The organism is Streptomyces shenzhenensis, assembly GCF_003688995.1.
GTDB classification, from domain to species: domain Bacteria; phylum Actinomycetota; class Actinomycetes; order Streptomycetales; family Streptomycetaceae; genus Streptomyces; species Streptomyces shenzhenensis_A.
The window spans coordinates 136,232-149,084 of sequence record NZ_PENI01000012.1 but is presented as its reverse complement, the minus strand read 5'-3'; the positions used below and the strand labels follow the sequence as shown (position 1 = coordinate 149,084).

Genomic DNA, 12,853 nt, shown 5'->3' with positions numbered 1-12,853 from the left:
GACCAGGGGGGGACCCCCCACGACGCCGCAGGGCCCGCCCTCCGGGCGGACGACGGGAATGTGACGACAGGACCTCGCCGTCCAAAACCTCTTCCGGGCGCGGCGATACTCTGAGGGCATCGTCACCGCGACGGCGGAAGGACGGCCATGGACCTCGACCTGCGGAAGGTCCGCTACTTCACGGCGGTCGCCGAACAACTGCACTTCGGGCGGGCGGCCGAGCGCCTGCACATCACCCAGCCCGTGCTGAGCCGCCAGATCCGGGCCCTGGAGAAGGACCTGGACGCCCCCCTCTTCGAACGGGACAGCCACGGCGTGACCCTCACCCCGGCGGGCCGTCAACTCCTCGACGACGCACGGCAGTTGCTGGCCGCCGCGGACGCCACCCGGCGCCGGGTGCGCAGGGCCGCACGCGGACCGCGGCGGCTGGTCGTCGGCTTCCGGGCTGGCGTGGCCGTCACCCCCGTGCTGCGGGCCTTCGGCGCCGCCCACCCCGACGTGGCGGTGCACGCCCGCCGCGTCGAGCGGTACGACCAGGAGCGGCTGATCCTGGACGGCACGGTCGACCTGGCCTATGTGCGCCGCCCGGTCCACGAGCGGGGGCTCACCCTGCTGCCGCTGTTCACGGAGGACCGGGTGGCGATGCTGCCCGCGCGGCACCGGCTGGCCGGCAGGCGGGACCTCGCCCTCGCCGACCTGGCGGGGGAGCGGTGGCTGCGCCACGCCGACCCGCTCCCCGACGACGTGCCGATCCGCACCGTCGAGGAGGAGGAGAAGTCCGAGTGCGTGGCGGCGGGCACCGGCATCACCCTCGTGCCGGCCTCGGTCGCCGAGCAGTACTCCCGGCCCGACATCACCTGTGTGCCCGTACGCGACGCCGAGCCGGACCAGGTGTTCCTCGCCTGGGCGGCGAGCCACCGCTCACCCCTGATCACCGAGTTCGCCCGCACGGCACGGGAGCGCGCCTGAGGCGCACGGCGGCGGGGCACGGCGGGGCCCCTGCGGCGCAGGGGGCGCTCCCCGCCGGTCGGGGCCCCGCCACCGTGTCGCGGTGAGCCGGTGTCAGCCCTGGGCGGCCGCGGTCCGCAGAGCGACGCGGTCCTCCCCCGCGTACACGTTCATGGAGCTGCCCCGCAGGAAACCCACCAGGGTCAGTCCCGTCTCGGCGGCCAGGTCCACCGCCAGCGACGACGGCGCCGAGACCGCGGCCAGCACCGGGATGCCCGCCATCACGGCCTTCTGCGCCAGCTCGAAGGAGGCCCGGCCGGACACCAGCAGGATCGACCGGGACAGCGGCAGGGCCCCGCTCTGCAGGGCGCGGCCGACCAGCTTGTCGACCGCGTTGTGCCGGCCCACGTCCTCCCGTACGTCCAGCAGCTCCCCGTCCTCGGTGAACAGGGCCGCCGCGTGCAGCCCCCCGGTCCGGTCGAACACCCGCTGGGCGGCACGCAGCCGGTCGGGGAGGCTCGCGAGCAGCTCGGGGTCCACCCGGACCGGGGGAGTGTCGGCTATCGGCCAGCGGGCCGTCGTGCGCACCGCGTCCAGGCTCGCCTTGCCGCACAGCCCGCAGGACGAGGTCGTGTACACGTTCCGCTCCAGCGTGATGTCGGGCAGCACGACGCCCGGCGCCGTCCGCACGTCCACCACGTTGTACGTGTTCGAGCCTCCCCCAAGTCCTCGACTGCGCTCGGACAGGGAGGTGCCCCCATCCGTCGCGCCCGCGCAGTACACGATGTTCTGCAGATCGGCGGCGGTGGCCAGGACGCCCTCGCTGACCAGGAACCCGGCGGCCAGCGCGAAGTCGTCGCCGGGGGTGCGCATGGTGATCGCGAGGGATCTGCCGTTGAGCCTGATCTCCAGCGGCTCCTCGGCGACGAGCGTGTCCGGCCGGGCGCTGACCGCCCCGTCGCGGATCCGGATCACCTTGCGTCGTTCCGTGACTCGTCCCATGTCGTCCTCAGCCCCGGTTCTGTACGTGCTGGTAGCCGAATCGGCCCTTGATGCAGAGATTGCCGTGGGTCACCGGATTGTCGTGCGGTGAGGTGACCTTCACGATCTCATTGTCCTGTACGTGCAGAGTGAGGTTGCAGCCTACTCCGCAGTAGGCGCACACCGTGGTCGTCTCGGTCTGCGCCGACTCGTTCCAGATACCCGCCGCGCGCATGTCGAACTCCGACTTGAACGACAGTGCTCCCGTCGGGCACACCTCGATGCAGTTTCCGCAGTACACGCAGGCCGAGTCGGTGAGCGGGGCGTCGTGCTCGACCGCGATCCGGGCGTCGAAGCCGCGCCCGGCGACCGAGATCGCGAAGGTGTTCTGCCACTGGTCACCGCACGCGTCGACGCACTTGTAGCACAGGATGCACTTGTCGTAGTCGCGCACGTACAGATCGTTGTCGATCCTCGGTTCCTCGTCCAGGCGGGCCGCGTCCGGGCCGAAGCGGTCCGGCTCCGCCCCGTACTCCTCGATCCACTCCGCGGCCCTCGGGGTGGTGGACAGGTCGACCGAGGACGCGAGCAGCTCCAGGACGATCCTGCGGCTGTGCCGGGCCCGCTCGGTGTCCGTGTGCACCACCATGCCCGGCTCGGCCCGGCGCGAGCAGGCGGGCACCAGGGTGCGTGCGCCCTCGACCTCGACCACGCACACCCGGCAGGCGTTCTTGGGCCGCAGCGTGTCGCCCTGGCAGAGGGTCGGGACGTCCTTCCCGGCGGCCCGGCAGGCGTCCAGGACGGTCGAGCCCTCCGGCACCCGCACCGGCGCGCCGTCGACGGTGAACTCCAGCAGCCGGCGGGGGATCCCCAGCGGTGTGACGGTCATTCGTACGCCCCCAGACGGTCGATGGCGGATTCCACGGCGTTCCACGCGGTCTGTCCGAGACCGCAGATCGAGGCGTCCCGCATCGCGCGGCCGACCTCGCGCAGCAGGGCGATGTCACCGGCGGCGTCGGCGCCCGTGCGCGCCACGATCCGGTGCAGCGCCTCCTCCTGCCGTACGGTGCCGACCCGGCACGGCACGCACTGCCCGCAGGACTCGTCGCGGAAGAACTCGGCGATGCGCAGCAGCAGCCGGGGCAGCGGCACCGTGTCGTCGAAGGCCAGCACGACACCGGAGCCGAGGGTCGTGCCCGCCTCCCGGGTGCCCTCGAAGGTGAGCGGGATGCCGAGTTCGTCGGGCCGTACGAAGCCGCCCGCCGCCCCGCCGAGCAGCACCGCGCGCAGCCCGTCCCGCACCCCGGCCAGCGTGAGCAGCTCGCCGAGCGTCGCCCCGAACGGCAGCTCGTAGACGCCGGGCCTGGCCACGCTTCCCGACACGCAGAACAGCTTCGGCCCGGTGGACGTCCCCGTGCCGAGCGCCGCGTACGCCGGGGCGCCCATGGTCAGGATCGGTACCACGTTGACCAGGGTCTCCACGTTGTTCTCGACGGTCGGCTTGCCGAACAGGCCCTTCTCCACCGGGAACGGCGGCTTGGCGCGCGGCTCGCCGCGGTAGCCCTCGACCGAGTTGAACAGGGCCGTCTCCTCGCCGCAGATGTACGCGCCCGCGCCCCGCCGGATCTCGATGTCGAAGGCGAAACCCTGGCCGAGGATGTCGTCGCCGAGAAAGCCGCGCGCACGGGCCTGGGCGACGGCGTGCTCCAGGCGGCGCAGCGCGCGCGGGTACTCGCCGCGCAGATAGAGGAAGCCACGGTGCGCGCCGATCGCGTACGCGGCGATCGTCATCGCCTCGATCAGCGCGTACGGATCGCCCTCCATGATCACCCGGTCCTTGAAGGTGCCGGGCTCGGACTCGTCCGCGTTGCACACCAGGTAGTGCGGCCGGTCGGGCTGGGACGCCGTGGCCTGCCACTTGCGGCCGGTGGGGAAGGCGGCGCCGCCGCGCCCGACCAGCCCGGAGTCGGTGACCTCGCGGATCACCCCGGCGGGCCCGAGCGCGAAGGCCCGGCGCAGGGCGGCGTAGCCGTCGTGGGCGCGGTAGTCGTCCAGCGACGCCGGGTCGACCACGCCGACGCGGCGCAGCAGCAGCAGTGACGGGTCGCCGGCCTGCGGGACCGCGAGGGCGGCGGGCGGCTCCTCGGGCGCCGAGTCGGGGGCGGTCGCGGCGAGGACGGCCGCTGCCACCGTCGCCGGCGCCGACACCGCCGTACGCACCGGGTCACCGGCCCGGATCGCGAGGGCGGCCGGTGCCCGTTCGCACAGGCCGAGGCAGGGGGAGCGCGCGACGCTCACCCCGCTGCCCGGCCCGAGCCGCGACTCGATCCCGGCACCCAGCTCCTGCGCCCCGGCGGCGGCGCAGGCCAGGTCGGTGCAGACGTGGAGCACGGTCGCCGGGCGTGGCCGGACGGAGAACAGGGCGTAGAAGGTGGCGACGCCGTACGCCTCGGCCGGTGGCACCGTCAGCCGCCGGCACAGGTAGCCGAGGGCGCCGTCGCTGATCCAGCCGATCCGGTCGTTGATCGCGTGCAGCCCCGGCAACAGCAGGTCGCGGCGTTCGCGGGCCCTCCGGCCGCCGCGTGCCCACCTCAGATCCTCGGTCCTCATCTCGTCCCGGGCGGCGCCCTCCCAGGAGGACTCCGGGGGGCCGAGCAGGGCGTCGACGGCCGCCCGTTCCTCGTCCGTCGGCTTGCTGTCGCCGAAGTGCAGATCCACCAGGTCACCTCACTTGGACAGGTTGCGGGGGTGAGCGGTTCGGTCAGCCGACGGTCGTGGTGATCGGCAGCTTCTCGATCCGGATCGCCGACGCCTTGAACTCCGCCGTCCCCGCGATGGGGCAGTTGGCCTCGATCGTCAGCTGGTTGGTGTCCACCTCGTCGGGGAAGTGCATGGTCATGAAGGCGAGCCCGGGGCGCAGGGCGGTGTCGATCCACACTGGTGCCACGACCGCGCCGCGCCGCGAGCTCACCCGGACCCGCTCGCCGACGACGACCCCGTGCCGCTCGGCGTCCTCCGGGCACAGCTCGATGTACTCGCCACGGCGCAGCGGCGAGGCGAAACCACCGCTCTGCACACCCGTGTTGTACGAGTCGAGCCGTCGTCCGGTGGTGAGCCGGATCGGGTACTCCTCGTCGGTCAGGTCGACCGGCGGGTCGTGCCGCACGATCCCGAACGGCGCGAGCCGGCCCCGCCGCGCCGGATCCGGCTCCCACAACCGGCCGTGCAGATAGGCCGGTTCGAGCCGGTCGGTGCTCGGGCACGGCCACTGGATGCCCTGGTGCTCGGTCAGCCGCCGGTACGTCATCCCGTAGTGGTCCGGGGAGACCGACCGCAGCTCGTTCCACACGGCCTCGGCGTCGGCGTACTTCCAGTCGTGGCCGAGCCGCCCGGCCAGTTCGCAGATGATGTCGATGTCCTCGCGCGCCTCGCCGGGCGGGGTGACGGCCCGGCGTACCCGCTGCACCCGCCGCTCGCTGTTGGTGGTCGTGCCGTCGGTCTCCGCCCAGCCGGCGGTCGCGGGCAGGACCACGTCCGCCAGTTCGGCCGTCCTCGTCAGGAAGATGTCCTGTACGACCAGGAAGTCCAGCTCCGTCATCCGCCGCACGGCCTGCTCGTTGTCGGCCTCCGACTGGGCCGGGTTCTCGCCGATGCAGTAGACGGCCCGCAGCGTGCCCTCCTCCATCGCCTCGAACATCTCCGTCAGATTGAGCCCGTAGTGCGGCTGGATGACGGTGTCCCAGGCCGACTCGAACTTCAGCCGGACGTCCGGGTCGAGGATGTCCTGGAAGCCGGGCAGCCGGTTGGGGATGGCCCCCATGTCGCCGCCGCCCTGCACGTTGTTCTGGCCGCGCAGCGGCTGCAGCCCCGAGCCGTAGCGGCCGACGTGGCCGGTGAGCAGGGAGAGGTTGATCAGCGCGCGGACGTTGTCGGTGCCGTTGTGGTGCTCGGTGATGCCGAGTGTCCAGCACAGCTGGGCGCGCTCGGCGCGGGCGTAGGCATGCGCCAACTCCCGTATCGCGCCGGCCGGTACACCGGTCACCTGCTCGGCGAGGGACAGCGTCCAGGGCTCGACGAGGGCCTGGTACTCGTCGAAGCCGGAGGTCGCCCGCTCGATGAACGCCTCGTTGGCCAGCCCCGCGCGGATGATCTCGCGGCCGATCGCGTGCGCCATCGGGATGTCCGTGCCGACGTTGAGGCCGAGCCAGCTCTCCGCCCACTCGGCGGTGGAGGTGCGGCGCGGGTCGACCGCGTACATCCGGGCGCCGTTCCTGATCCCCTTCAGTACGTGCTGGAAGAAGATCGGGTGCGCGAAGCGGGCGTTGGAGCCCCACATCACGATGACATCGGTGTGCTCGATCTCCGCGTAGGAGGACGTCCCGCCACCGGAGCCGAACGCGGCCGACAGACCGGCCACGCTCGGGGCGTGACAGGTGCGGTTGCACGAGTCGACGTTGTTGGTGCCCATCACCACACGGGCGAACTTCTGCGCCACGTAGTTCATCTCGTTGGTCGCCCGGGCGCAGGAGAACATGCCGAAGGCGCCGCGGTTGCGCCGCAGCCCCCGGGCGGTGCGCTCCAGCGCCTCCTCCCAGCTCGCCTGCCGGAAGGGCTCGTCGCGCCGGTCGCGGACGAGCGGGTGGGTGAGCCGGGTGTAGGTCTTCGGTTGCCGTTTCCTCATGCGGCGCTCCTCAGCGCGAGCAGGTCCGAGATGGCGTGCACGGTGCGCAGGGTGGGCACCTCCACGCCGGTGATCTCCGCCAGTTCGACGACGGCCGCGAGCAGCACGTCGAGTTCCAGCGGCTTGCCGCGCTCCAGGTCCTGGAGCGTGGAGGTGCGGTGGTCGCCGACGCGCTCCGCGCCCGCGAGCCGCCGTTCGATGGAGACCCCGACCTCGCAGCCGAGGGCCTCGGCGACCGAGAGGGTCTCGCGCATCATGATCTCGATGACCCGGCGGGTGCCGCCGTGCCGGCACATCTGCCGCATCGTGGCCCGGGCCAGGGCGCTGATCGGGTTGAACGAGATGTTGCCGAGCAGCTTGAGCCAGATATCGTTGCGCAGTTCCGGCTCGACCGGGCACTTCAGACCGCCGGCCCGCATGGCCTCGCCGAGGTCCGTACAGCGCGCCGAGACGCTGCGGTCGGGCTCGCCGATCGAGAACCGGGTGCCCTCCAAGTGCCGTACCACGCCCGGTCCTTCGAGCTCGGTGGCGGCGTAGACGACACAGCCGACGGCCCGTTCGGGCGCGAGCACCGCACTGACCGCGCCGCCGGGATCCACGCTCTCCACGCGGTGGCCGTCGTAGGGGCCGCCGTGACGGTGGAAGTACCACCAGGGGATGCCGTTCTGGGCCGCGACCACGGCCGTCCGCTCATGCAACAGCGGTCCGATCAGCGGCCCGCACGCCGCGTACGAGTTGGCCTTCAGACCCAGGAAGACATAGTCGACCGGGCCGACCTCGACCGGGTCGTCGGTGGCGTGGGCGTGCGCGGTGAAGTCGCCGCGCGGGCTCAGCACCCGTACTCCGTACTGCCTCATGGCCGCCAGATGCGGTCCACGGGCGATGAGATGCACATCGGCGCCGGCGCGGTGGAGCGCGGCACCGACATAGGCGCCGATCGCACCGGCGCCGAGGACTGCGACTTTCACGGGAACACTCCGTTCGGTGTGAGGGATACCGCGGAGGTGGGGGGGGTGAATCTTGTCGACGAAATATTGTCTACAGTATGGGTGGAGGGTCGACAAGAGGCCCGACGACCGTTCATCGCATGCCGGATACCGTTCATCGCATACGGTCGACCCGACGACTTCTCAAACCGCCGGGCGCCTCTTTATTGTGCGCGATCATGAGTCCCCCACTCGCACCGCCGGGATGGAGCCGCTGGCTCGTCCCGCCCGCCGCGCTCTCCGTCCACCTCGCCATCGGCCAGGCCTACGCCTGGAGCGTGTTCAAGCCACCTCTCGAGGCCGCGCTCCACCTCGACGGCACCCAGAGCGCGCTCCCGTTCCAGCTGGCGATCGTGATGCTCGGCCTGTCGGCCGCGTTCGGCGGCACGCTCGTCGAACGCAAGGGACCGCGCTGGGCGATGACCGTGGCCCTCGTCTGCTTCTCCTCCGGCTTCCTGATCTCCGCCCTGGGCGCGTGGACCGAGCAGTACTGGCTGATCGTCCTCGGCTACGGCTTCGTCGGCGGCATCGGCCTGGGCATCGGCTACATCTCGCCCGTCTCCACCCTGATCAAGTGGTTCCCGGACCGGCCCGGCATGGCCACCGGCATCGCCATCATGGGCTTCGGCGGCGGCGCGCTGATCGCCTCGCCCTGGTCGGCGCAGATGCTGGAGTCCTTCGGCGCCGACCCCACGGGGATCGCGCTCGCCTTCCTCGTGCACGGGCTGTCCTACGCGGTGTTCATGGCGCTCGGCGTGTTCCTCGTCCGCGTGCCGCGCCCCGCGGACCGCGCCGCGGCGGCCGGCGGGCCGAGCGCGGCCGAGGGCGTGCGGGTGTCGGCCCGCAGCGCGGTGCGCACCCCGCAGTTCTGGTGTCTGTGGATCGTGCTCTGCACCAACGTGACCGCCGGCATCGGCATCCTGGAGAAGGCCGCGCCGATGATCACGGACTTCTTCGCGGACTCCAGCGGGCCCGTATCGGCGTCCGCGGCGGCCGGGTTCGTCGCGCTGCTGTCCGCCGCCAACATGGCGGGCCGCATCGGCTGGTCCTCCACCTCCGACCTCATCGGACGCAAGAACATCTACCGTGTCTATCTGGGCGTCGGCGCGCTGATGTACCTGACGATCGCCCTGTTCGGGGACTCCGCGAAGCCGCTGTTCGTGGTGTGCGCGCTGGTGATCCTCTCCTTCTACGGTGGCGGGTTCGCGACCATTCCCGCCTATCTGAAGGACCTGTTCGGCACCTACCAGGTGGGCGCCATCCACGGCCGGCTGCTCACCGCCTGGTCCACGGCGGGGGTGCTCGGTCCGCTCATCGTCAACTGGATCGCCGACCGGCAGGAGGAGGCGGGCAGGCACGGCTCGTCCCTGTACGGTCTGTCCTTCGCCATCATGATCGGGCTGCTCGTCGTCGGCTTCGTCGCCAACGAGTTCGTCCGCCCCGTGCACCCCCGCCACCATCTGCCCGCGCCACCGAAGGAGGCCGCCGATGTCCAGCGACAGCAGTCCGCCTAGGGGGACCCGCAACGGCTTGATCGCCTTCGCCTGGGTCTGGGTGGGGGCGCCCCTCGGCTACGGGCTGTACGAGCTGGTCCGGAAGGCGACGCAGTTGTTCACGGGATGATCGTTCGGGCGTCCGGGGCTCTGACGGAAGCCGACAACGCGGGCGCCCGAATCCTGTGGCCTTACCTGCCGACGTACCCGCGAGTCACTGAACACACTGGTGAATCCCGCTACCCGTGCCCACAAGGGGGGACTCCAGATGAACGGCTCGCGCATCGCCGCAGTCGGCCACTACCAGCCCGCCAAGGTACTCACCAACGAGGACCTGGCGGATCTGGTCGACACCAGTGACGAGTGGATCCGGTCCCGGGTGGGCATCCGCACACGGCACATCGCCGGGCCCGACGAGCCGGTGGACGAACTGGCCGCGCAGGCCGCCGCCAAGGCGCTCGCCGCGGCGGGCCTCGCCGCCGACGCCGTCGATCTGGTCGTGGTCGCCACCTCCACCGCCGTCGACCGCTCCCCGAACACCGCCGCCCGGGTCGCCGCCCGGCTCGGCATCCCGCGGCCCGCCGCCCTCGACATCAACGTCGTGTGCGCCGGGTTCACCCACGCGCTCGCCACCGCCGACCACACGCTCCGCGCGGGCGCCGCGAGTCGGGCGCTGGTCATCGGCGCCGACAAGATGTCCGAGGTGACCGACTGGACCGACCGCACCACCTGCGTCCTCGTCGGCGACGGGGCGGGGGCCGCGGTCGTCGAGGCCTGCGCGCCGGGAGAGGAGCCCGGGATCGGTCCGGTGCTGTGGGGCTCGGTGCCGGAGATGGGGCATGCCGTGCGGATCGAGGGCACGCCGCCGCGGTTCGCCCAGGAGGGGCAGAGCGTCTACCGCTGGGCCACCACCCAGCTGCCGCCGCTGGCCCGCCGCGCCTGTGAGAAGGCCGGGGTGGCCCCCGAGGAACTCGCCGCGGTCGTGCTGCACCAGGCCAATCTGCGCATCATCGAGCCCCTCGCGGAGAAGCTCGGCGCGCCGCGTGCCGTGATCGCCCGGGACGTCGTCGAGTCCGGCAACACCTCCGCCGCCAGCATCCCGCTGGCCCTGTCCAAGCTCGTCGAACGCGGCGAGATCACCACGGGCGACCCGGTCCTGCTGTTCGGCTTCGGCGGCAATCTGTCGTATGCCGGGCAGGTGGTGCGGTGTCCCTGAGTCGTGCCGCGGGTTGGTGGGGGTGGTTGCGTCGGGTCGAGGTGACGCGCCCGGCGGCCCCTGCCGTTGGCGCGTGGCGCCTGTGAGGTGGCCGGGGTGGCCCCCGAGGAGCTCGCGGTGATCGTGCTGTGCCAGGCCCGAGTTCGTCGAACGCGGCGAGATCGCCGCCGGCGACCTGGTCCTGCTGTTCGGCTTCGGCGGCAATCTGTCGTATGCCGGGCAGGTGGTGCGGTGTCCCTGAGTTGTGCCGCGGGGCGGTGGGGGGCGGTTGGCGCGGGGGATGTGACGTGGTCGACCGCCGCTGCCCCTGGCGTCGGTGCGCCGTAGACTGTAGACGAAAGACAATCGATACTGGGCCTGGAGTGCGCAGGAGTCATCGTCCGCCGTGCACGGCCCTGCCCGGGAGGGGGACCGCGATGTTGTCGACCGGACTGCCGCAGGGTGCCGTGCCGAAGCTCGAACGGCCCGGCCCGCTGCGCGACCGTGTCTACGAGGCGCTGCTCGAACTCATCACGACCCGCGCGCTGCAGCCGGGTCAGCACCTCGTGGAGAGCGAACTCGCCGGGCACCTGGGGGTCTCCCGGCAGCCGGTGCGGGAGGCGTTGCAGCGGCTCAACACCGAGGGCTGGGTGGATCTGCGGCCGGCCCAGGGGGCGTTCGTGCACGAGCCGACGGAGGACGAGGCCGATCAACTGCTCACCGTGCGGACGCTGCTGGAGGCCGAGGCGGCGAGGCTCGCCGCGGCGAACGCGGGCAGCGCGGGGATCACGGCGCTGAACGAGCTGTGCGCGCAGGGGGAGAAGGCGGTGGCCGCGGACGACGTGGACGGTGCCGTGGCGCTGAACGCGGCCTTCCACGCCAAGATCATGGAGTTGGCGGGCAACGCGGTCCTCGCGGAGCTGGCCGGGCAGGTCGACCGCCGGGTGCGCTGGTACTACACACCGGTGGCCCGCGAGCGCGGCCGGCAGTCCTGGGTGGAGCACCGTGCCCTCATCGCGGCGGTGGCCGACCGCGACGAACAGCTCGCGACGCAGCTGATGCGCGAACACACGGAACACACCCGCCGCTCCTACCACGACCGCGCGACGTCCTGACCCCGCCGTCCCCGGGGCCTGCCCCGCCCGTCGGCCCCCTGCTCCGCGCGCAGGGGGCCGATGCGTTATGTGGGGGTTTGAGTGGTCGGGGGCGGTTTCCAGTGGGCGACGCGACGCATCTTTGTCCTGCGAGAGGAGAAAGTTCCCAGGAATCCGTGCACAACTTCTTCCCAGCTTCGGCGGTGACTGCTACGTTCCCCTCGAAAGACACACCCGGATGGCCGAATTGAGGCGGGGAGGGGCACGTGAGACGCATGACAGCACGACCCGCGAACGCCCATCAGGCCAGGCTGCTCAGGCTTTTGCGCGACGGAGGCCCCAACTCCCGTGCGCAGCTGGGTGACCAGATCGACCTCTCACGGTCCAAGCTGGCCGTGGAGGTGGACCGGCTGCTGGAGACCGGACTCGCGGTCGCCGACGGACTCGCCGCCTCCCGCGGCGGACGCCGGTCCCACAACATCCGGCTCGCCCCGAACCTCCGGTTCCTCGGCGTCGACATCGGCGCGACCTCGGTCGACGTCGCCGTCACCAACGCCGAACTGGAGGTGCTGGGACACCTCAACCAGCCCATGGACGTACGCGAGGGACCCGTCGTGGTCTTCGAGCAAGTGCTCGCCATGGCAGCGAAGTTGCGGGCCTCGGGCCTCGCGGAGGGCTTCGACGGCGCCGGCATCGGCGTCCCCGGACCCGTCCGTTTCCCCGAGGGCGTCCCGGTCGCGCCGCCGATCATGCCCGGCTGGGACGGCTTCCCCGTACGGGAGGCGCTCAGCCAGGAACTCGGCTGCCCGGTCATGGTCGACAACGATGTGAACCTGATGGCGATGGGGGAGCGGCACGCGGGCGTCGCGCGTTCCGTGGGCGACTTCCTCTGCGTCAAGATCGGTACCGGCATCGGCTGCGGCATCGTCGCCGGCGGTGAGGTCCACCGCGGGGTGACGGGCAGCGCAGGCGACATCGGGCACATCCAGGCGGTGCCCGACGGCCGGCCGTGCGCCTGCGGCAACCGGGGCTGCCTGGAGGCCCACTTCAGCGGGGCTGCACTCGCCCGCGACGCACTGGAAGCGGCCCAGCAGGGCCTGTCGGCGGAACTCGCGGCGCGGCTCACGGCGAACGGCACCCTGACGGGTGTCGACGTCGCCGCCGCTGCCGCCGCGGGCGACGCCATCGCGCTGGGCCTGATCCGCGAGGGCGGCAACCACGTCGGTCAGGTCATCGCCGGACTCGTCTCCTTCTTCAACCCCGGCCTGGTGGTGATCGGCGGTGGGGTGACCGGTCTCGGCCACACCCTGCTCGCCGCGATCCGCACCCAGGTCTACCGCCAGTCACTGCCGCTGGCCACCGGCAATCTGCCCATCGTCCTGGGGGAGTTGGGCCAGAACGCCGGAGTCATCGGCGCGGCCCGCCTGATCAGCGACCACCTGTTCTCACCCGCGTAGCCGACTCTCGCTCCACCT

11 protein-coding genes and 1 pseudogene are annotated in these 12,853 nt (G+C 72.0%); 7 read left to right on the top strand and 5 right to left on the bottom strand.

The annotated features are described in order from the left end of the window. Positions 1-147: 147 nt before the first annotated feature. Entirely contained in the window at positions 148-969 is an 822-nt protein-coding gene (locus CTZ28_RS20250; protein ID WP_121891056.1) for a LysR family transcriptional regulator, read from the top strand. Between the two features lie 93 nt (positions 970-1,062). Here the strand turns inward: CTZ28_RS20250 and fdhD are convergent, their stop codons facing one another. From fdhD to CTZ28_RS20225, 5 genes are read right to left on the bottom strand one after another with little or no spacing between them, the layout of a single operon-like run. Continuing rightward, positions 1,063-1,950: a formate dehydrogenase accessory sulfurtransferase FdhD gene (gene fdhD / locus CTZ28_RS20245; protein WP_121891055.1), complete on the bottom strand. Its 888-nt coding sequence runs from the start codon at positions 1,948-1,950 to the stop codon at positions 1,063-1,065. A gap of 7 nt (positions 1,951-1,957) precedes the next feature. Beyond that, positions 1,958-2,818 (bottom strand): 2Fe-2S iron-sulfur cluster-binding protein, encoded by an 861-nt coding sequence (locus CTZ28_RS20240; RefSeq protein WP_121891054.1) that lies wholly within the window; start codon positions 2,816-2,818, stop codon positions 1,958-1,960. Then, positions 2,815-4,647, bottom strand: a complete 1,833-nt coding sequence (locus CTZ28_RS20235) for an NADH-ubiquinone oxidoreductase-F iron-sulfur binding region domain-containing protein (RefSeq protein ID WP_121891053.1) — start codon at positions 4,645-4,647, stop codon at positions 2,815-2,817. Before CTZ28_RS20235 ends, CTZ28_RS20240 begins: the two co-directional genes overlap by 4 nt. 43 nt (positions 4,648-4,690) lie before the next feature. Beyond that, on the bottom strand, positions 4,691-6,610 hold the full coding sequence (locus CTZ28_RS20230; protein WP_121891052.1) for a molybdopterin oxidoreductase family protein: 1,920 nt from the start codon (positions 6,608-6,610) through the stop codon (positions 4,691-4,693). Continuing rightward, a complete protein-coding gene (locus CTZ28_RS20225) occupies positions 6,607-7,578 on the bottom strand; it encodes a 2-dehydropantoate 2-reductase (protein WP_121891051.1) in 972 nt (323 codons plus the stop codon). The genes CTZ28_RS20230 and CTZ28_RS20225 overlap by 4 nt, the downstream gene beginning before the upstream one ends. 197 nt (positions 7,579-7,775) lie before the next feature. Here CTZ28_RS20225 and CTZ28_RS20220 point away from each other — a divergent pair, with 197 nt between their 5' ends. The 6 genes and pseudogenes from CTZ28_RS20220 (at position 7,776) to CTZ28_RS20200 (ending at position 12,835) form a co-directional block, all read left to right on the top strand. Beyond that, a complete protein-coding gene (locus CTZ28_RS20220) occupies positions 7,776-9,110 on the top strand; it encodes an OFA family MFS transporter (protein ID WP_121891050.1) in 1,335 nt (444 codons plus the stop codon). Further along, complete coding sequence (locus tag CTZ28_RS48385) at positions 9,085-9,219, top strand: MFS transporter small subunit (protein WP_259471707.1); 135 nt, start codon at positions 9,085-9,087, stop codon at positions 9,217-9,219. Before CTZ28_RS20220 ends, CTZ28_RS48385 begins: the two co-directional genes overlap by 26 nt. Before the next feature lie 138 nt (positions 9,220-9,357). Then, positions 9,358-10,305: a beta-ketoacyl-ACP synthase III gene (locus CTZ28_RS20215; RefSeq protein ID WP_121891049.1), complete on the top strand. Its 948-nt coding sequence runs from the start codon at positions 9,358-9,360 to the stop codon at positions 10,303-10,305. A 63-nt stretch (positions 10,306-10,368) separates the two neighbouring features. Beyond that, positions 10,369-10,546 (top strand): annotated as a pseudogene (locus CTZ28_RS49965) (3-oxoacyl-[acyl-carrier-protein] synthase III C-terminal domain-containing protein); the annotation flags it as partial. A 175-nt stretch (positions 10,547-10,721) separates the two neighbouring features. Continuing rightward, entirely contained in the window at positions 10,722-11,399 is a 678-nt protein-coding gene (locus tag CTZ28_RS20205; RefSeq protein ID WP_121891048.1) for a GntR family transcriptional regulator, read from the top strand. A 254-nt stretch (positions 11,400-11,653) separates the two neighbouring features. Next, complete coding sequence (locus CTZ28_RS20200) at positions 11,654-12,835, top strand: ROK family protein (protein WP_121891047.1); 1,182 nt, start codon at positions 11,654-11,656, stop codon at positions 12,833-12,835. The last annotated feature ends 18 nt before the right edge of the window (positions 12,836-12,853 follow it).